Source organism: Deltaproteobacteria bacterium (genome assembly GCA_020848745.1).
Classification (GTDB): Bacteria; Desulfobacterota; Binatia; order UTPRO1; family UTPRO1; genus UTPRO1.
This window is the reverse complement of the sequence record JADLHM010000110.1, coordinates 141,956-162,575: the sequence shown is the minus strand read 5'-3', so window position 1 is coordinate 162,575 and position 20,620 is coordinate 141,956. Positions and strand designations below refer to the sequence as shown.

The 20,620-nt window shown below is 75.1% G+C and carries 11 protein-coding genes; all 11 read right to left on the bottom strand.

Features of this window, described 5'->3' with window-relative positions; translation table 11 throughout:
* Positions 1-8: 8 nt before the first annotated feature.
* Positions 9-1,742, bottom strand: coding sequence for a hypothetical protein (locus IT293_16890; GenBank protein ID MCC6766338.1), 1,734 nt, complete (start codon positions 1,740-1,742; stop codon positions 9-11).
* Complete coding sequence (sbnB, locus tag IT293_16885) at positions 1,739-2,728, bottom strand: 2,3-diaminopropionate biosynthesis protein SbnB (GenBank protein MCC6766337.1); 990 nt, start codon at positions 2,726-2,728, stop codon at positions 1,739-1,741. The genes IT293_16890 and sbnB overlap by 4 nt, the downstream gene beginning before the upstream one ends.
* Positions 2,729-2,742: 14 nt before the next feature.
* Positions 2,743-3,849 (bottom strand): 2,3-diaminopropionate biosynthesis protein SbnA, encoded by a 1,107-nt coding sequence (sbnA, locus tag IT293_16880; protein ID MCC6766336.1) that lies wholly within the window; start codon positions 3,847-3,849, stop codon positions 2,743-2,745.
* Positions 3,846-8,447: an amino acid adenylation domain-containing protein gene (locus IT293_16875; protein ID MCC6766335.1), complete on the bottom strand. Its 4,602-nt coding sequence runs from the start codon at positions 8,445-8,447 to the stop codon at positions 3,846-3,848. The genes sbnA and IT293_16875 overlap by 4 nt, the downstream gene beginning before the upstream one ends.
* Positions 8,440-12,999 (bottom strand): amino acid adenylation domain-containing protein, encoded by a 4,560-nt coding sequence (locus IT293_16870; protein MCC6766334.1) that lies wholly within the window; start codon positions 12,997-12,999, stop codon positions 8,440-8,442. The genes IT293_16875 and IT293_16870 overlap by 8 nt, the downstream gene beginning before the upstream one ends.
* On the bottom strand, positions 12,996-15,011 hold the full coding sequence (locus IT293_16865; protein ID MCC6766333.1) for an AMP-binding protein: 2,016 nt from the start codon (positions 15,009-15,011) through the stop codon (positions 12,996-12,998). Before IT293_16865 ends, IT293_16870 begins: the two co-directional genes overlap by 4 nt.
* 25 nt (positions 15,012-15,036) lie before the next feature.
* A complete protein-coding gene (locus tag IT293_16860; protein MCC6766332.1) occupies positions 15,037-17,628 on the bottom strand; it encodes an ABC transporter permease in 2,592 nt (863 codons plus the stop codon).
* Positions 17,607-18,308 (bottom strand): ABC transporter ATP-binding protein, encoded by a 702-nt coding sequence (locus IT293_16855; GenBank protein MCC6766331.1) that lies wholly within the window; start codon positions 18,306-18,308, stop codon positions 17,607-17,609. Before IT293_16855 ends, IT293_16860 begins: the two co-directional genes overlap by 22 nt.
* A gap of 377 nt (positions 18,309-18,685) precedes the next feature.
* A complete protein-coding gene (locus IT293_16850; protein ID MCC6766330.1) occupies positions 18,686-18,952 on the bottom strand; it encodes a hypothetical protein in 267 nt (88 codons plus the stop codon).
* A gap of 118 nt (positions 18,953-19,070) precedes the next feature.
* Entirely contained in the window at positions 19,071-19,994 is a 924-nt protein-coding gene (locus IT293_16845; GenBank protein ID MCC6766329.1) for a hypothetical protein, read from the bottom strand.
* On the bottom strand, positions 19,991-20,557 hold the full coding sequence (locus IT293_16840; protein MCC6766328.1) for an RNA polymerase sigma factor: 567 nt from the start codon (positions 20,555-20,557) through the stop codon (positions 19,991-19,993). Before IT293_16840 ends, IT293_16845 begins: the two co-directional genes overlap by 4 nt.
* Positions 20,558-20,620 lie beyond the last annotated feature (63 nt).

The following is a 20,620-nucleotide window of genomic DNA, read 5'->3' as shown; positions in this document are numbered from 1 at the left end:
CGCCTCCCTCATCGTGGAATGTTCTGCAGATCGGGCATCGCCGGCATGGCGGTCGCGGGCGCGGCGAGCCCCGTCCGGATCGCGCGCCGCAACGGCTCGATCAGGAGCGGCGCGTCGTACGCGGGATGCGCCGCGAGATACGCGTCCGCCGCCCGGTACCACCGCAGCGCGTCCGCGCGCGCGCCGCGCCGATCGGCGACGAGCCCGCGTGCGACCCGCGCGTACGCTCGCACCTCGAACGGGGCGCCGTCGTCGTCGGCCGTGGCGAGGAGCGTGTCGGCATCGGCGAGCCGCCCCGTCGCCCAGCGCACACGCGCCCGCGCCCAGGCGAGTCGATGCGGCTCGAGGCCCGTCGCCGGCTCGCCGGCGAAGCGGTCCCAGATCGCGCCCGCGTCGCCGACGCGCCCGCCCTCGAAGAGCCGGAGCGCCTGCCGCATCCCGGCCACCACCTCGCGCTCGCGCGCGAGCACCGGACCGGCGAGCCGCGGATCGGCGGCGATCGGCGCCGCCGCCCCGGGCGCGTCCCCGTCGACCGCGAGCGGCAGGAACGCGCCGAACGGCGCCAACGGCTGCTGGGTCGTACCGTGCCACACGAGCCGCGCCCGCGGATCGACGACGACGGCGTTCAGGACGCGCAGGTTCGCCACCGTGGAATCGTTGATGAACGCCGTGTTCGAGCGGTCGCGCAGGATCGCCGCCGCCGCCCCGGGATCGATCGCTCCGAGCCGCCCCCGCACCGCGGCCTCCATCGCGGCGAGCCGTCGGTCGGAGTCGGCCGTCCGCCCCTCGTCGTGCGCGCGCATCTCGGGCGTGCGCGCGTGGTTGCTGTGGGCGAGCCAGTCCTCGCCCGGCCGCAGCGCTGCGCAGTGCTTCGCCGTGCACTCCGCGAGCGCCAGCGCCCCCTCGGCGTCGGCGAGCACCAGCATGCCGGCGCCGCCGCGATTGCCGTCGTCGGCGAGGAGCGCGAGCGCTTCCTCCACCGTGCGTGCGCGCTGCAGCACGCGCCGATAGAGAAGCCGGGGGAAGCCAAGCCCCATCATGACGTCGGCGTCGAAGAAGTTGATCGAGATCGCGAGCCCCGCCGCGTTGACGCCGACGATCGGCACGATCACGAGCGGCCACGAGGCGGTGAGGTGCGGCAGATCACCGTTCACGGGGTGGTAGCGCGTGACGACGGGCCGGCGGCGGCCGCCGTCGTCCGACCAGTCGACGTTCCGGCCGATGAGGGCGCGGCCGTCGACGGTCGCGCCGCGCGTCGCCGCGAACACCGTCGACCCGCCGCCGAAGACCCCGCCGTAGAGGAGCCGCATGCCGTCCGCCGCACCCGCGGCGCCGAGCGCGCGCGCCATCCCCGCCGCTTCGTCGTAGAACCCGCTGTCTTCACGCCACCGCCCGAACCCGGTCCACACCGGGAACACGATGGCGTCGACGAAGCGGCCGAGCACGCCCTGCGACCGCACCAGCCCGCTCCATCGGTCGGCGTAGAGGTCGCGCACGGCGCGCGCCTCGTCGCCGAGGAGCGCGACCTGCTGCCGTCCCATCTCCTCGTAGGTCCCGTAGACGTCGAGCACCACGAGCGCGCCGTGGTCCTCGCGCCGCGGCCGGCGGTCGACGGTGTCGCCCGCAGCGACCGCCGTCGCCGGCCCGGTCGCCGCGACCAGCCACAGCAACACACCGACCGTCGCCACGGCCAACGGCTCCACACTGCGCGGCATGCACCCTCCGTCGAGCGGCGTGCTCATGCGGGGCTCGCGAAGGGGAGTCGCGTCCCTTTGCCGCACGCCTCTGCGCGCTCCCATACGAAATTCGCGACCGCGATGTCGAGGATCCCGAGCCCGAACGGGCTGAAGACGGTGCACGAGTCATCGGTCCGTTTCGGCGCGGCGATTCCCGCGAGCACGTCGGCGAGCGTACAGCGAATGAACGCGCGCCCGCGGGTCGCGCGCGCGGCGAGATGCAGCGACGTTTCCGCACGACAGACGTGATCCGCGTCGTCGACGACGTTGTCGGCGGCCAGCACCACCTCCGCCGCGAGGTCGCGGAGCGAGAGATGCACGATCGTACGCAACGCGCCCCGCGGCAACGCGTCGATGTAGGGCGTCGTCGCGGTCGTCGCGATCGAGACGAGCGGGCAGTCGGCGAGCAGCATGCGCCAATCGCTCGCGATCTCGCACGTGACCCGCGGAAAGCGCGCGCGCGCACGCGCCGCGAACGCCGCCGCGCGCGCCGCGCTCAGGTCGGTCAGGAGGACCTGCGTGATGCCCGGCCACACCGCGAGGAGAAAGCGCAGCGTCTCGAAGTTGATCGCGCCGCACCCGAGGAGCCCAACCCGCACGGGCGGAAGGCCCGCGTGCAGCGCCTGCGCGGCCAGGGCGGCGCTCGCCGCCGTGCGCTGTGCGCTCACGAGCGCGCCCTCGATCACCGCGTACGGCCGGCCGGTGGCGGGCGAGTTGAGCACGACGAGCCCCGAGGCGCGCGCCTGCCCCCACGCGAGGTTTGCGGGGAACGATGCGATCCATTTGATCCCCGCAACCCCGACCTCGCCGCCGAGATACGCCGGCAGCGCGATCGCGCGATTGCGTCCACCGGGGAATCGGAGGAAGCACGAGCGCGGCACGACGGTCTCGCCGCGGCGATGGGCCGCATACGCCGCGGCGACGATCGCCATGAGGGTCGCAGCCTCACCCTCGAGGATCCCGGCGACGTCGGCGGCCGGCACGATCAGGATGTCGCCCCCCGTGCTCACGTCGTTCCCGCCGCAGCCCGGATCCCGGCCGCCGCACGCTCGGGCGGGCGCAGCGCCACGGGGCGTCGTCGTCCGGTCGGCGCCGCCGCATGCGCCGCCATGGGATCCCCGAGCGCTCCTGCCTCGGACGCCGGCAGCACACCGAAGTGCCGCTCGACCCACGCGTCGCAATAGATGGTGTCGAGGTACCGCTCACCGCGGTCCGGGAAGATCGCCACGACCGTCGCGTCGCCCGCGATGCGATCGCGAAGGCGCTCGATCGCCATCACCGCGGCGCCGGACGAGCCGCCCGCGAGAATCCCCTCCCGGGCGACGAGCCGGCGACACCCCGTCACACACTCCAGGTCGGAGACGTGCACGCACGCGTCGGCGACGTCGTCGCGGAAGAGCGCCGGCCGCAGGGCCGCGCCATGACCAGGGATCAAGCGTACGGGCGCCGCCATGTCGGGGCTCGCGCCCGCGGGGCCGAAGATCACGCTGCCGACCGCGTCGACCGCGACGATGGTCGTCGCGAGGCCGTGCTCGCGCGCGTACTCCGCGCAGCCGCGGATCGTCCCGCACGTGCTGGTCGGACAGAAGAGCACGTCGAGCCTGCCGTCGAGCGCGGTCACGATCTCGTGCATCGTCCGACGATGCGCGAGGGCGTTGTCCACGTTGCCGTACTGGTCGGGCCAGAACGCGTCGGGCAGGCGGTCGACGAGCGCCCGGACGCGTGCGATCCGCGCGCGCAGGAAGCCGCCGCCGTTCGGGTCCGGCGTATCCACGACCTCGATCTCCGCGCCGTAGGCACGCATGATCGCGATGTTCTGCGCCGTCGTGCGCACGTCCACGACGCAGACGAAGCGGAGCCCGAGCACCGCGCACGCCTGCGCGAGACCGATCCCCATGTTGCCGGAGCTCGACTCGACCACGACGGTTCCGGGGCGGATGCGCCCGGCGCGCCGCGCCCCCTCGAGGAGCCCGAGCGCCGCGCGATCCTTGATGCTGCCGCCGGGGTTGCAGGCCTCGAGCTTCGCGAAGATCCGGAACGGCGCCTCGGAGACGAGCCGGCGCAGCGCGACGAGCGGGGTGCGGCCGATCGCCGCGAGAATGCCTTCCGTCATACGGGCTCCCCGTCCATTCCGATCGCGCCGCTCGCGAGCGCACGGAGCACGTCGAGCGCCCGTGCCGCGAGCGCCGCGATCGCGGCGCCCTCGTACGCCACCGCGTCATAGTGCCACGCGACGTGCAACCGATCCGCCGCGACGTGGGCGACCACGTCGAGCGCCGTCGGACGTGTGCCACCCGGACCGACCTCCGGACCGGTGGACTCCGGCGCGATGCGCCAGCCGAGGCTCCGCGGCGGATCGATCCGCCCGAGGTAGTTGCAGCTGACCTCCGGGCGCGCACCGCCGAGGTCGCGGGCCGCATCGTCGCCGGCGGCGGGGCCGAACACGGCGAGCCCCCAGCCGATGCCGCCGGCGGGCACCGCCCGGAGCCGGCGCGCGACCGCCTCGAGCGTGTCCGCCGGACACCGGCTCGCGGCGACGCGCACGCACAGCGGAAAGACGGCCGTGAACCAACCGACCGTCCGCGAGACGTCGACCTCGCCGATCGCGTCCTCCCGTCCGTGGCGTTCCAGGTAGAGCGGCACGCGGTCGTCGCCGCCGGCCGCCGCGACCACCATCGCAACCGCGGTCACGAGCGCCGTCTCCATGGTGGCGCCCGAGCGCGCGAGCACGGCGGCGAGGCATCCGCTCGCGGGTGCCTCGAGCACGACGGTGTGCACCGCGACGTCGGCCACGGCCGGATGCGCGACCGCGCGCACCCGGGGCAGACGTGCGCCCGCGGCGACGCGCTGATCGGCCCAGAAGGCCGCCTCGTCGCGCGGCGCCTCGCTCCGCGCGCGCGCCGCGAGGCGCGCCGCCCAGGCGCGGTAGGACGTCGTCTTGGCGGGGAGAACGATCGGCGCGCCCTCCTCGACCTGCGCATACACGGCGGCGAGATCCTCGAGCAGGATGGGCCACGACGCCGCGTCGCAGGCGAGGTGATGGACGACGACGAGCAGCCGGCCGGATCGGTCCGGCCCGAGATCGAAGGACAGCACGCGCAGGATCGGCCCGCGCTCGAGGTCCAAGCTCGCCTGCGCCTTCGGGGCCGCGGCTTCGATCGCCGCCGCCGCCGCGCGCGGGTCGCTCTCGGCGAGATCGACATGCGCATACGGCACCGGCCCTTCGAGGCCGGCGATCAGGAGCCGCGGCCGCCCCCCGTCGCGGCGCAGGCGCAAGCGCAGCGCATCGTGGTGGCGCACGAGGTGCTCGACGGCGATCGCCAGCGACGTCGGCTCGAGGCCGCCGTCGATCTCGAGCAGCATCGCCATGTTGTAGTGATCGGGACGCGGGAGATCGGCGGCAAGGAACATCCGCTGGATCGGCGTCGGCTCGACGTCGCCCACGACGATGCCCTGCTCCGCCGGCGGGGGGGCGGAGACCGCGACGCCTGCGAGCGCGGCGAGCGTCGGGTTCTCGAAGACCTGGTGCGGCGTCAGGACGAGCCCGTGGCGCCGGGCCGCTGCGACCAGCCGGAGGGCGGCGAGCGAGTCGCCGCCGAGGGCGAAGAACCCGTCGCTCGCGGCCCGCACCTCGACGCCGAGAATCTGCCTCCAGAGGTCGGCGAGCAGTCGCTCGGTCGGCGTCTCCGGCGCGGCCGGTGGAAGGGCGGGCGCATCCGCGCGTGGACTCGTCGCGTTCGGCGTCTCGCGGGCGAGCGCGCGCCGGTCGACCTTGCCGTGCGCCGTCAGCGGCAGCGCGGCGCGCACGGCGACGACGGCCGGCACCATGGCCGCGGGCAGGCGCTCGGCCGCCCAGTCGCGGAGGCGGGCCGCGAGCGCATCTTCCGGACCCGCATCGGCCTCGACGTGCGCCACGAGGCGCGACGGCGCGTCGGCCGGCATCGCCACCACGGCGGCGCGCCGCACCGCCGGATGCATCGTGAGCACCGCCTCCACTTCCTCGGGCTCGACCCGCACCCCGCCGAGCTTCACCTGGGCATCGAGCCGCCCGAGCCACTCGAACGTTCCGTCGGAAAGACGCCGGCCGAGGTCGCCGGTGCGATAGAACCGCGGCAACGCCACGGCGGCCGGTCCCGTCGGCTCGACGAACGCCGCCGCCGTACGCGCGGGGTCGTCGTAATACCCCCGCCCCACTCCGATGCCGCTGACGCAGATCTCACCGACGTCCCCGGGTGCGACCGGCACCAGCCGCTCGTCGAGGATGAACACGGACATCCCCGGGATCGGCGCGCCGATCGGAACACGCGCCGCGTCCGCCGGAGGCGCCGTCCGGACGACGTGGTGCGTGACGTCGTCGGCGCATTCCGTCGGTCCGTACGCGTTCACGAGCGGAATCGCCGGATGGCGGGCGAGCCATCGGCGGCACAGCGCCGGCGACAACGCCTCCCCGGTGACGAGCAGCCAGCGAAGACCGGCGAGCGGCGTCTCCCCGGCCTCGACCGCCCCGATCACGAGCTGCAGGACGCTCGGCACGAGCTCGAGCACCGTGATGTCGTAGCGCGCGACCACGGCCGGCAGTGCGGCGGGATCCGTGGCCGCGGCGTCGTCGAGCACCACGACCTCGGCCCCCACGAGCAGCGGCGCGAGGCACTGCCAGAGCGACACGTCGAAGGTCGTCGGCGCGGTCTGCGCGACCCGGTCCCCGGCGGCGAGTCCGAGGAGCGCGACCTTCGCGTCGAGGTGATTCACGAGCCCGGCGTGCTCGATGAGGGCCCCCTTCGGCACGCCGGTGGAGCCCGAGGTGTAGAGCACGTAGGCGACGTCGCCCCGACGTGGACCGGGCACCGCCCCGCCCGACGCGTCCGGGTCGCGCGCCGCCACCGCGTCGAGGCGGATCAGCTTCCGACCGGAGCCGTCCAGGGACGGTTCCGGGATCGCACCGTCGCAAAGCACCGCCCGCGCGCCGCTCCGCTCGAGCACGTCGCGCACGCGCGCCGTCGGCCATCGCGGATCGAGCGGCAGATACACCCCACCGGCACCCCAGATGCCGAGCAGCGCGCCGACCCATGCCGGACCGCGCGCGCCTGCGAAGGCCACCACGTCACCGCGATCGATGCCGGCACCGCCGAGCCGCGCCGCGAGCGCGAGCGCCCGCTCCCGCAACCCCTCGTAGGTGACGACACGCGCGGCCGCGCGCACCGCGACGGCATGGGGGCTCGTCGCCGCTTGCACGAGGAAACGTCCCCAGACCGTCGCCGGATCCGCGACCGTCGGCGGCGGGAGCGCCCCCCGCGCGAGCAGCTCCGAGATCCGGCGCGTCGGATCCGCCCCGAACCCGGCAAGGCAGGTCCGAAAGTCGGCGAGCAGCCCGCGCGCCCCCTCGGCATCGTGGAGCCCACGGTCGTACTCGAGGCGCGCGCTCCACTGCGCCGGAGCCTCCCGCTCGACCAGGATCAGCGCCAGGTCCGTCCGGCTCGTACGGGTCTCGAGTGGCCATCCGGTGAGCCGGACGTCGGGGAGGTCGATCGCATCGTCGACCGGACGCTCCAACGCGAACGCGAACGGACTGAGCGGCGGCCGCGCGAGCGTGCGGTCGACGCCGAGCTCGCCGAGCACCAGCTCGAACGGTAGCGCTTGGTGGCGGAGGGCGTCGCGCACGACGCCCCCCACGCGCCGTACGAGCTCCGCGACCGACGGATCGTCATCGAGCCGCGTGCGGAGCGCGACCAGGTTCACGAAGAAGCCGATGATCGCCGCGAACTCGGAGCGCTCGCGATTGGCGACCGGCGAGAGGACGGTGACGTCGTCGAGCGCCGCCGCCCGCGCCACGACGACCTTCCACGCCGCGAGCGCGACGGCGAAGGCCGTCACGCCCGACGTGCGCGCGAGCGACCGGAGGCCCTCGGTCACTCCGGCTCCGAGATCGCAGCCGACCGCCGCCCCCCGGAAGGCGAGCCGGTCCCCGGCGGCGACGACGGGGTACGGCGCGCCTTCGAGCTGCCGCCGCCAGTAGGTCGCGGAGGCACCCCATCGCTTCCCGGCATCGCGGCGCTGCCATTCGGCGTAGTCGGCGTACTGCAGCGCGGGAGCGTCGAGCGCGAGGCCTTCACCCCGCACGGCGGCGCGATAGAGCGCCGAGAGCTCCCGCACGAGGATGCCGACCGACCACGCGTCGGCGATCAGATGGTGCATCGTGAGCACGACGACGTGTCGTTCGGTCCCGAGCGCGAGCACCAGCAGGCGCAGCAGCGGTCCACGGCTCGGATCGAATGGACGCTCGACCTCGCGCTGGACCTCCACCCGGAGCGCCGATCCCGGCTCGCTCACGCCGCGCACATCGCGCACCGCCAGCGCGACCGGCGCCACCGGCGAGATGACCTGCATCGGCCGGGCGTCCATGGTCACGAAGGTCGTACGGAAGCTCTCGTGGCGCGCGATCACCGCCGCGAGGCTCGTCCGTAGGGCGCCGAGGTCGAGGCGGCCGTGCGCGTCGAAGGCGCCGGCCACGTTGTACGCGGCGCTCCCTGCCGCCACCTGCTCCAGGAACCAGAGCCGCTCCTGCGCGAACGACGCCCGGAAGACGTTGACCCCCGCGCCGCGAGGCACGGGCGCGAGAGCCGACACCCCGGCCGCCTGCGCGGTGAGCCGGCGGAGGAGGAGCGCCTGTTTTTCCGTGGACAGCGCCCCGAGCCGCGCACCCCGGTCACGCATCGGCGCCCTCCCCGGCCGCATCGCCGCCTGCTCGCGGTGCGGCCGCCTGGTCCTCCGGCAGCGCCTCGACGTCGGCGAGGAGCGCGTCGGCCTCTGCGGCATCGAGGCCATCGAAGGCGGCGGCCGCGATCGCCGACGCGGCACCGGCCACCGTCGGCCGCACGAGGAAGCGCTCCAGGTCGAGCTCGATGCCGACCTCGGCGCGCAGCGCCCGGAGCACGCGGTACACCAGGAGCGAATCCCCGCCGAGCGCGAAGAAGTCGTCGTCGCGCCCGACCTCGGAGACGCCGAGGAGGCGCGCCCAGATCGCGGCGACCGTCCGCTCGAGCGGCGTCAGCGGCGCCGCATCGTCCGCCCCGAGCGCACCGCCCTCTCCGTGCGCCGCGAGCGCCGCATGATCGACCTTGCCGTTCGCCGTGAGGGGGACCTCCGGCACGACGACGAACGCCGCCGGCATCATCGCGTCCGGGAGCCGCGCGCGCAGGAATGCGCGCAGCGCCTCGACCCGCGCCGCACTGGTCGCCACGCGGGCGGGATCGTTGGCGTGTGCCGCCCCATCGTCGGGCACGGACGCCGACGCGGCGACCGTGGAGCCGCCGACACACCCGTCCGGCCGATCGCCATCGCGCCGCGCGCCGCACCACCGCGGCCGCACACGCGCGTCGTACCGATCCAGCCCCGCCGGCGACCAGCCGATCGCGAGATCGTGGCTCGCCCCGATGGCCGACGTCCAGAGCGCCTCGGGATCGAGACCCGGCGCGAGCGGACGCGCCGCGACTTCGTCCCGTAGCTCCCCGATCGTGGTCGCGTCGCTCGCCGCGGCGAGCAGCCCGACCGCGAGCAGCTCGCGTTGCAGCCGGGGATTCGGTACCCCGTGGAGAACGATCGTGGCGTCGGGAGCCGCGGCGAGCCGCTGCCGCAGCTCGGCGAGCGTCGGACCAGCGCCGGACCACGCCACCACGTCCTCCGATCCGGCCCCGGCCGCGCTCCGCCCGCGGCGCCACGTCACGTCGTAACGGAAGCGGGTCAGCTCGTTGTGCGCTCGTCCGCGCTTCAGTTGCACGTCCACCGCCCCGCCATGGGCGCGCGCGAGCGCCGCGAAGAACGCGGGGTCGATCAGGAGCTCGGGCTCGCGTCCGAGGCTGCGCTCGATCCGCGCGCGCACCTCGCCGGCCGTGCATGCGGCGCCGGCGCGTGCGAGCTCGACGCTCGTGTGGAGCGTCCGGGCGAGCGGCAGCGAACGCACGTCGCCGACGAAGATCGTGCCGTCTTCGTCGAGCATCGTCCAGGCGGCGGCGAGCACGGCATGCAGATACGCGAGGCTCGGAAAGTACTGCACCACCGAGTTCAGGAGCACCACGTCGGGACGAAAGCCGGGAGGAATCACGATCTCGTGCGCCGCCGCGCGCGTGACGGCGACGTGCGGCAGGCGGCCGCCCGTGAGGTGGCGGCGGCGCACCGCGTCCACGGCCGCCGCCGAGAGATCGACCCCGAGCCAGCGCGCGCACGCGGGCGCGAGACGCGCGAGGACCATGCCGGAGCCGCAGCCGATCTCGAGCACGCTCCGGGGCGCGAGCGCCCGCACGCGGTCCACGGTGCCGTCGAGCCACTCGCGCATCTCCGCCGCGGGGATCGGCCGACGCGTGTAGCGGCTGCGCCAGCCGGCGGCATCGAACGCCGCGTCGTCCGCCCCCGGTGATTCGCGCGCATAGGTATCGTCCCAGAGTCGCCCCCACTCGCGGACGCGCGCCAGCTCGGCGGCGGCGGCGCGGGGCGCGCCCTCGTCCTTCCCGCCCGCGTTCGCCAGGACGACGTAGGCCACGAGTCTCCGTGCCGCCTCGTCCCCGCGCGCGAGAACCACCGCTTGCCGGACGTCCGGATGCACCCCGAGCGTCGCCTCGACCTCCGCCGGCTCGACGCGCATGCCGCGGATCTTCACCTGCGCGTCGAGCCGCCCGAGCCAGGCGAACGTCCCGTCGGGGAGGCGCCGGCCGCGGTCGCCCGTGCGATACACGCGGACGTCTTCCCCGGCGGGACCGAGCGGACGGGTCACGAACGCCGCCGCGCTCCGCGCCGCGTCGCCGAGATAGCCGCGCGCCACGCCGACCCCGGCGACGCAGAGCTCTCCCGGTTCTCCGTCCGGCACCGGTCGCAACGCCGTATCGAGCACGTAGACCGACATCCCGGGAATCGGGCGGCCGATCGGGACCGAGATCGCGTCGGGCGGCGGCGCCGCGCGCAGCACGTGATGCGTGACGTCGTCGGCGCACTCGGTCGGCCCGTAGGCGTTCACGAGCGGAACCGACGGACGTCGCGCGAACCACCGGCGGCAGAGCTCCGGTGCCAGCGCCTCGCCGGTCACGACGAGGAACCGCAGGCACGCGAGCGACGATTCGCCCGCGCCGCCGGCCCCGTCCTCCTCCGCGTCGAGCAGGACCCGGAGCACGGTCGGCACGACCTCCAGCACGGTGACCCGCCGCGCCGTCGCCACGCGCGCGAGCGTCGCCGGCGCGCGCGCGACGTCGTCGGCCAGGATGTCGACCTCCGCGCCGGCGACGAGCGGTGCGAGGCATTGCCAGAGGGACACGTCGAAGCCGGCGCTCGCGCTCTGCGCGACGCGGTCACCGCGCGCGAGCCCGAGGAGCGCGATCTTGGCGTCGAGGTGGTTGCGGAGTCCGGCGTGCTCCACGAGCGCCCCCTTGGGCGCGCCCGTCGACCCCGAGGTGTAGAGCACGTAGGCGACGTCGCCCGCCGCCGGTCCCGGCGGCACCGCCGCCGATGACACGTCGGCCGGCGCGTCGATCGCGACCGTCGTCCAGGCGGCGCTCGCCCCCGCCAGGCGCCACGGCACGTCGGACGGCGCCCCGTCGACGACGAGCAGCCGCGCTCCGCTCCGCCGCAGCACCTCGGCGACGCGCGCCAGGGGCCAGCTCGGATCGAGCGGCAGATAGACGGCGCCGGAGGCAAGAACGCCGAGGAGCGTGCGGAGCCAATGCGGCCCCCGCGCCCCCCAGACCGCGACCACCGTGTCGCGCCCGGCCCCGGCCGCCGTGAGGCGACTCGCCGCGGCCGCCGCCTGACGCAAGAGATCCCCGTAGGTCACCGTCGCATCGCCCGAGCGCACCGCAACCGCATCCGGGGCCGAATGCGCCCGCGCGACGAAGCCCGACCACACGGTCGCGTCCCGCGACGCGGGCGCGCCGACCTTCGCCGCCGCCGACGTCCTCGCCGATCCTCCCCGGCGATCGGCGTCGGCCAGGCGGCAGTCCACGCCGGCAAGCTGCTCGTCGACGAGCCGCAAGAGCGATGCCGCGAACGCCGCGCGGCTGCCCGCCGAGAAGGCGCCCTCGTTCAGATCGACGACGAGGGTGAGCTCCCCCGTCGCGCCGAAATCGTGGACCGCCACCGCGGCAGCCCCGAAGCGGTGCGTCGGAGGAAGCCACTCGACGCGCATCGCGCAACCGCCGAAGCACCCCGCCGCGACCGCCGGACGGTGGACGTTCACGAGCACGTCGTACGCTTGCGGCACGCCGCCTCCGCACCCCGTGAACGTCTGGTGACGCGCGGCTTCCCAGGTCGCCGCCGCGAGCCGCGCGCGCAGGTCGCGGAACCGGTCGCGCGCCGCGACCTCCACGCGCACCGGGCAGACGTTCATGAACGTGCCGAGCGTCTCCTTGAACCGCGCCGACGGCCGATTGGCGAACGGCACGTCGAGCACGACGTCGCCGCCGCCGAGCGTGCGGTGGAGGTGAGCCGCCACGACCGCGGCGAAGAACACGAAGAGCCCGACGTCCGCGGACGCCTGCTCGGTCGCGACGCGCCGCACCGCGGCCGATCGCATCGTGCCGAGCGGAACGACGATCCGCCGCACGCGGGTCGCGTCCCGCCCGAGCGACGCCGACTCGCCCGTCGGCCGCCCGCCCGCACGGACGCTCTCCCAGTAGCGGCGCGCCTCGGCGACCGCGGCCGACCTCCGATACGCGCGCTCGAACGCCACGTACTCGGCGAACTGCGGCCAGCCGTTCGCCGAACCGGGGTCCGGCGCCTGCGCGCGGCGCCCGTATGCATCCTCCAGGCGCCGATGCAGGAGTCCGAACGACCAGGCATCGGACACCATCTGGTGCTGCGCCAGTAGGAGGACGTGGCGATCCCACGCGAGCCGCGCCAGGACGGGAACCACCAGGACCTTCCCGACGGCACAGGCGGCGATGCTCGCCTGCGCGAGGTCGTCGAGCGCCCGCTGCGGCGCCGCGTGCCCGGCGAGGTCCACGATCTCGAGCGCCGGTCGGTCCTCTGAGGACGTCCGGGACACGGGCCAGCCTTCGATCTCGCCGATCGTCGTCCGCAGGGCATCGGCGCTCGCGACCGTCACGGCGAACGCGCGCGCCAGCCCTCCGGCATCGAGCGTGCCATCGAGATGCCATCGCGCGGCCTCGACGAAGACGGGTGCGTCGCCGGCGACGCGGTCTCCCGTCCACACGAGCAGCTGGCGGCGCGTGAGCCCGCCGCGATCGGCGAGCGCGTCGTACCAGGCATCGGCGGCGGCCGTCATGCCCGCACCTCCCCGAGCGCCGCCGCGACGGCGCCGATCGTCGGCTGCTCGAGCAGCAACGCGAGCGGAACGCGCCGGCCGAGCCGCGCCTCGAGCGCCGCGGCGACATGCGCGGCTTCGGCGGAATCGACGCCGAGGGCGGCGAGTGCCGCGTCGCGATGCACCGCCTCGGGCGGAAGGCCGCGCACGCCGGCGACGAGCGCACGCAGGCAGGCCTCGATCGCCGCGACATCGGTCGTGTCCCGCCTCTCTCCGGCGGGCGCCGCGTGCTCCGACGTGTCGTAGCGGACGACGAGCCGTCCCGCCGCGAGCGCCGCGCGACACGCGCTCCGGCGCACCTTGCCGCTCGTCGTCTTCGGGAGCGTGCGCGGTGCGATCAGCACCAGGCGCGCCACGACGAGCCCGTGGACGCGCGCGATCGCCTCCCGGATCGCCGCCGCCACGGCGCGCAACGTCGCGGCGTCGTCGGCCTCGACCTCGTGCACGACCACGACCGCCTCGCCGTCGGCGCCGTCGCACGCGAACGCCGCGCCGCCGCCGGGACGAAGCGCGGGATGCGCACCCGCCGCCACGTCCTCCAAGTCGTGGGGATGGTGGTTGCGTCCGCGGACGACGATCAGATCCTTGCACCGCCCGGTCACGAACAGCACGCCGTCGTGGACGAACCCGAGGTCGCCGGTGCGCAGACGGCGCGGCCCGCAGGGGGGATTCTCGAAGGCGGCCGCCGTTTCCGCCGGCCGGCGCCAGTAGCCGACCGCGATCGTCGGCCCCGCGACACGGATCTCTCCGATCTCGTCGGCCCGCGTCGGGGAGCCGCTTGCGGCATGGACGATCCGCAGCGCGACGTCGGGCATGACGCGACCCGACCCCACCAGCACGCGGGCGCCGCGTTCCTCCGCGGGAACGACGACCACCCGGGCGTCGTCGAGCGCCGCTCCATCGACCGCGAGCCGCACGGGGCCCTCCCCCGCCGGCCCGCCGGCGACCATCAGCGTCGCCTCCGCGAGGCCGTAGCAGGGAACGAGCGCCTCGCGCCGGAACCCGCACGGCGCGAAGGCGGCGACGAAGCGCTCGACCGTTTCGGCCCGTATCGGCTCGGCCCCGTTCATGGCCGCCCGCCACGTGCCGAGATCGAGCTCGCGGCGCTCCTCCGGCGTGGTCCTCCGAACGGCCAGGTCGTACGCGAAATTGGGAGCCGGGCTCAGCGTGCCGCGATGACGCGTGATCGCGCGGAGCCATCGCCCGGGCCGCTCGAGGAACGCGCGCGGCGCCATCTGCACGGAGCGGAAGCCGATCTGCAGCGGGATCAGGAGCGTCCCGACGAGCCCCATGTCGTGGTACACGGGCAACCAGCTGACCGCGACGGCTTCGGCGTCGAGCCCGAGCACGTCGGCCACTCGCGACCCGTGGGCCATCAGGTTCGCGTGCGTCACCATCACGCCGCGCGGCGTGGCGGTCGACCCCGACGTGTACTGCAGGAACGCGACGTCCCCGCCGCCGATCCCCGGAGGACGCCAGGCCGCCTCCGTTCCGATCGAGAGCTCGTCCACGAGGATGCGCGACCGCGCCTCGTCGAGCTCCGACCGGATCGAGCGCGCGAGGGCGCGGTCGAGCGCGCGCGTCGTCACCACGCGCCGCGCCCCGGCGTCCGCCGCGACGCGCCGGATGCGCGCCGCACCGCCCTCGGGATCGCGACCTTCGGGTGGATACACCGGCACCGCGACGACGCCCGCGTAGAGGCACCCGAGGAACGCCGCCACGAAATCCAATCCCGGCTCGAACAGCAGCAGCACGGGCGCGCGCGAGGCGTCGCACCCGAGCGCCACCGCGATGCGGCGCGCGCGGGCATCGAGGCCGCCGTACGTGATCGTTTCCTCGTCGATCTCGCCGTCGTGCAAGAACGTGCAGGCCGGTCGCTCGGCTTCGTCGGCGGCTCGCCGACACAGCACGTCGACCAACGTCGCGTCTCCAGGACGCGCGTCCGGCGCGTCGCTCCTCCGCATGCTCCTCATGGCCTCTCCTTTCGCTCGGTCGTCGTCATTCCCACCGCAGGGCTTCGGCGAGCGGGACGCGGGCGGCGCGACGTCCGAGCCACCACCCGCCGAGCGCCGTCAGCACGAGCACGGTCGCGGCCGCGCTCCCCGCTACGCGGTGCGGAAACGCGTAGAGGACCGACATCCCGAGCATCCCGCGCAGCAACACCTCCACTTGCAGGCGGCCGAGGCCCCATCCGACCAGCGTCGCCGCGCTGACGGCGATCACCCCGATCGTCACGAGTTCGAGGCTCGCCGTGCGCGCGAGCTGGGAACGGGTCAGCCCGACGGCGCGCAGGAGGGCGTAGGTCCGCCCCCGCGCGAGCATCGCCGCCGCCCCCGCGCTCAGCACGCCGACCGTCGCGCTCGCGAGCGCGACCGCGAGGAGCGGCCGGACCAGCGCCGTCAGCCGGTCGAGCATCCCCCGGTAGGCGGCGCGCAGCTGCTCGGTCGTCAGCACGATCACCCCATGGCCGTCCCCCCATCGCGCGCGGATCGCGGCCGCGACGCGCGCGCGATCGCTCGGGCGGCGGACCGCCACTTCCACGAGCGTCACCGAGTCGTCGCGCCACCATCGTCGATAGAGGCGGCGATCGAGCTGCACGGCGCCGAGATCGCCGGGCGTGAGCTCGAGGTGGATGCCGGCGATCCGCAGACGCAACCGCCCCTCGGGCGTCGCGAGCTGGATCTCGTCGCCCGGGCGCCGCCCGAACCGGCGCGCGAACGCGCGATTCACGACGACGCCCGTACCGTCCGCGAGGGCACGGACCGCCTCCGTCGCATCGCCTTCGACCATGTAGAGTCGCCGGCGCCCGGCGGCGTACGCCGCGGCGTCGCGCGCGACGATCGCGGCGCGCGACCCTTCGAACGCCACCGTGTCGACGCGGAGCGCGTCGACGGCGGAGACCTCCGGCATGCGCGCCAGATCCTCCACGACGCCCCCCGGCATCCGGACGGCTCCACGCGCGAAGGGCTCCGCGCCTCCGCTCACCACGAGGTCCACGCCCCCGAACACGGCATCGAACGCGTCGTGCAGCGTCGCATCGAGGCTCGCGGTCCAGGTCGCGACGCCGATCGCACCGCCGATGCCGATCAGCAAGGCCGTGCACGTGACCCCGATCCGCCGCTCCTCCTCCGCGACCGCGCGCGCCGCGAGGATCGGCAGCGCGCGACCGACGCGCCGCGCCGACGCGTCTGCGATGGCCGCGAGCCGGCGTACGAGTCCCGGGAGCGCGCTCGCGAGGCCCGCGAGCACGCCGAGCATCGCCGCCATACCCGCGGCCTCGGCGTCGATCGGCAGCCGCGCCCGTGCCGCCCACACCGTGAGCCCCGCGACGACGACGGACGCGCCGATCCACGCGCCGCTCCACCCCACACGTCCGTGCCCGCGGGAGACGCACGGACGCAGCGCGTCGAGCGGACGCACGGCGCGCACCCGCCGGAGGGCGCCGGTGACAGCCGCCAGCGGCAGCACGAGACCGAGCACGACGCTCACCCCGACACCCGTCGCATCGAGGACGAGCGGCGCGTCACCGACGTCAGCGTAGAGCGCCGCGATGCCGGCACCGAACCGCGCCTGCAAGAGACGCGCGAGCAGGATGCCGAGCGGTACGCCGATCCCGGTCGCGGCGAGCGCGACGACGAGCATCTCCGTGATCACGAGCATCCCGACCGCGCGCCCGGACGCGCCGAGGAGGCGCAAGAGCGCCATCTCGCGGCGGCGCTCCTCGCACGCGACGGCGGCGACATTGGCGACGAAGCACGCTGCGACCGCCATCGCGACGGCGGCCGCAAGCGCGAGGCCGTTTCGATGGCTCGCGAGGAGCTGCGCGAAGACCGCGGCACGCCCACGCGGCGGCTCGACCGTGCCGCGGGCTCCCACCTCGACCGCGAGCCGGCGCGCGACTTCCTCGGCGTCCGCCCCCTCGGCCATGTCGATCGCGAGCTGCGAAACCCGGCCGTCGAACCGCAGCAGATCCTGCGCGACCGAGAGATCGACGATCGCGAGGCGGCCGTCGAGCGCCGACGCGGGACCCTCCGGCGCGCCGAGGACGGCGCGCACGACGAGCGTGGCGGTACCCGACGGCGTCCGGATGGACAGGCGGTCGTGCATCCGGAGGCCATGGGCGCGCATGAAGGCACGGGGGAGCGCGACCGAGTCCGGCGCCGCCAGGAACGCCATCGGGTCGCTCACGACGGCTCCGGCGCCCGCGCCGTAGTCGCGAACCCGCTGGTCCGCGACGAGGTCGACGCCGAAGAGATACAGCCGCTCTCCGCCGAGATCGGGCGCCGCGACGAAGCCTTCGACCGACGCGACGACGGCGCGAACGCCCGCGACCGCGCGCAGCTCCTCGCCGAGCTCCTCGGGCACGCCGCTCTCGCCATTGCTCACCAGGAGCGCGGCGCGTCCCGCGAAGCGCAGCGTCGTCGCCTCGTACGCGCGGACGACCGCGGCATGGAGCAGTTGCGTCGCGCTCGTCGACGCGACGCCGCAGGCGAGGCCGGCGATCGTCACCGCCACGAGCACGCGGTGACGCGCCAGGTGTCGGAGCGCCAAGGAAGCGAGCACGCCGCTCACGACGCGGCGCGCGCGCATCCGCGCTCCTCGACCTCGGACGCGATCCTGCCCTCGACGAGACGGACCACGCGATCTCCGCATGCGGCCGCGCGCGCATCGTGGGTGACGAGCACGATCGCCGTTCCTCCGGCGGCCGCGCCTCGAAGAAGCGCCAGCACCACGTCGGCGCTCTTGGCGTCGAGGTTGCCGGTCGGCTCGTCCGCGAGCACGAGGCGCGGCTCCGCGACGAGCGCGCGCGCCACCGCCACGCGCTGCGCCTCGCCGCCCGACAACCGGTCCGGCGTCTCCGCCGCGCGCTCCGCGAGACCGACGCCGGCGAGCGCGTCGAGCGCACGGGCGCGCGCGCGACGCGGCGGCTCCCCGTCGAGCAGGAGCGGCAGCGCGACGTTCTCGAGCGCGCTCAGGAGCGGTACCAGGTTGAACGCCTGGAAGACGAGGCCGATCACGCGGCGCCGGAGCACGGCGCGCGCGTCCTCCGACATGGCGTGTAGCGCGGTGCCCGCGACCACGATCCGCCCGGCGTCGGGCACGTCGACCCCCGCGAGCAGGTGCAGGAGCGTCGACTTCCCCGAGCCGCTCGGACCGACGACGGCGACGAGCTCGCCGCGGGCGACCGTGAGCGACACGCCGCGCAGCGCGGGCACGACCACGTCGCCCTGGCGATGACGGCGGACGAGGTCGACGGCTTCGAGCGCCACCCGCCCCGCTTCCCTCACCGCGCGCCTCGCATTGCTGTCCGCGCCCGCCCGGGCGCCGCGTTCGCGCGCCGCCTCGCGGGAACCGGCGCGCTCGCCAGCCGCGCCCCCACCCCTCGACCGTGCGCCCTTCGCGTCCGCATGAGGCAGCGGGTGAGCAACGCGGGGGCCACCGGACGCGGACCGAGCGCGCGGTCCCGAGCCGCGATTTCGCTCGCGCTTTCGGCGGCCCCTCGGACGCGGCGCGGAAGGGCGTCGCTTGACGTCAGTGACACCCCGTCACGGGCCGCCGGCCCTCCGCCGGAGAGGTCGCCGCTCCGGTGGTCGGCGGCCGTCGCGCTCGGGCCGCCGAGGGGCGGACGCCCCTTCCCCCGCGGCGGCTACGCGAGCACGTCGATCAGCGCCTTCTCGACGTCGCGTCCGACCTCGAGGAGCTTCACGCCGATCGCGCCCGACGCGCGTCCGTAGACGACGCCGACGGCGGCGGCGGCGAGACCCTCGCCGGTGGCTGCACCGCCCGTCGGCGCCGCCTCCAGCGCCGCCGCGCCGGCGGCGCGCGTGAAGGTGCGGACGCTCTCCGCGAGGCGCCGGTCGGCGCGCTCGATCAGCGCGAGGCCCGAGGTCGTGATCGCGGACGGCCCGCTCATGCTCCGATATCGGCATGCGTCCGCCGCGGCTCGAGTCGAGGCGCGGACGCCGCATCACACACGACGTCGAAGGACGCAGCGCCCGCGAGGCATCGCCGGCACCCGCCTCCGGGTGGGCCTATGCCGCGGCGAAGCCTACGCGACGGCGCACGCGGAGCGCGCCGAATACGCCGCACATCGTGCCGACGGCGGTGCCGGCGAGCCAGATCGCGATCACGCCAGAGGTGAACGGCGCCGACTGCAGGTAGATCACGGGCGTCGCGAGCAGGAACACGACGGCGACGGCGACGAGCCCGTTCGCGACCGGACGCTCGGCGAGCAGCCGACCGCCGAAGAGCGCGGCGAGGAATCCCGGAAAGAGGCCGTACACGAACCCGAAGACCAGGGAGCTCCCGCCGCGTCCGAGGTGATCGGTGCAGAAGGCGCCGAACGCCGAGCGATCCCACCAGGCCAGCACGTGCAGCTCCGGACACGCCGTCGACGCGGCGAGCGTGATCGCGAGCGCCAGGATGCCGACCCGCGCCGCGACGTCGAGGTGCACGCCGTGGACCGTGGTCGCGCTGTAGATCCACGAGAAGGCCCCGACGAGGAGCCCCGTGTACATCGCCGCGCAGAAGAAGAGATGCCCGCGCGGCAGGGCGCTCGCGAACACGAGCCCGCTCAGGAGCAAGAGCGTCGCCGCGGTGACGAGCGCCGCCGACGTGACCGCGAGCGGCACCTGGAGCGTCTCGCGCCATCCCGCCTCCGCCGCCGCGCGACCGAACGCCGGCGCGGCGCGGCGCGGCCGGGTCGCCGTCGAGCGCTCCTCGGCCATCATGCGGAGCACGGCGTCGCGCGTCCGCGCCGCCAGCGCCGGCGGCGGCGCGATCGGCGCCACGTCCGCGAAGAGATCCCAGCCGATCTTCGTGACCTCCGTGCCGCGGCGGCATTCGCCGCACGCGGCGGCGTGCTCGAGCGCCGCGGGATCGAGGGGATCGGCGACGCCGGCGAGGACGTCCATCACCCATGCGCCGTACACGGCACACGGCATCGACTGCCTCACGGCTCCTCCTCGTGACCACGGTTCGCCATCGCCGCGCGCACGCGCTTCAAGGCGCGATACGCGAGCTGCTTGGCCGCCGCGGCCGAGCGACCGAGCACGCCGCCGATCTCGTCGTAGTCGAGGCCCTCGACCCGCGCGAGGATGAGGGCGGTCGCCTCGTCGGGCGCCAGCCCCGCGAGCGCCTCTTGGAGGCTCGCGGCGGTCTCGCGGGCGGCGGCGACGCGCTCGGGCGACGGGATGTCGGTGCGACGCTCGTCGGCGTCGTCGGCGACCATCTCGGGCGCGCGGACGCGGCTCCGGTACGCGTCGGTCACGAGGTTGTGGACGATGCCGAAGAGCCAGGCCCGGAAGGGGCGCCGCGAGTCGTAGGTGGCGCGGGCGCGGTGCAGCCTGAGGAACGCCTCCTGATAGAGATCGTCGGCGAGCGCGCGATCGCCCACCCGCCGCACGAGGAAGCCGTAGACGCTCCCCGAGTGGCGCGCGAAGAGCTCGCTGAACGCCGCTTCGTTTCCGGCCTGGTATGCCGCCATCAGGATCTCGTCCGAGGTTTCCTCGCCGCTCACTCCTCGTCCCTTCCGTCTACGTCGGGTCGACGCGAACGTAACGCGGGAGCCCGCCTCCCGCAC

Excerpts from the sequence above, each read along its gene's own strand:
- IT293_16870 (MCC6766334.1), bottom strand. The coding sequence starts at position 12,999 with ATGACGGCCGCCGCCGATGCCTGGTACGACGCGCTCGCCGATCGCGGC.
- sbnA (MCC6766336.1), bottom strand. The coding sequence starts at position 3,849 with ATGACGGAAGGCATTCTCGCGGCGATCGGCCGCACCCCGCTCGTCGCG.
- IT293_16850 (MCC6766330.1), bottom strand. The coding sequence starts at position 18,952 with ATGAGCGGGCCGTCCGCGATCACGACCTCGGGCCTCGCGCTGATCGAG.
- IT293_16875 (MCC6766335.1), bottom strand. The coding sequence starts at position 8,447 with ATGCGTGACCGGGGTGCGCGGCTCGGGGCGCTGTCCACGGAAAAACAG.
- IT293_16865 (MCC6766333.1), bottom strand. The coding sequence starts at position 15,011 with ATGAGGAGCATGCGGAGGAGCGACGCGCCGGACGCGCGTCCTGGAGAC.
- IT293_16890 (MCC6766338.1), bottom strand. The coding sequence starts at position 1,742 with ATGAGCACGCCGCTCGACGGAGGGTGCATGCCGCGCAGTGTGGAGCCG.
- IT293_16860 (MCC6766332.1), bottom strand. The coding sequence starts at position 17,628 with ATGCGCGCGCGCCGCGTCGTGAGCGGCGTGCTCGCTTCCTTGGCGCTC.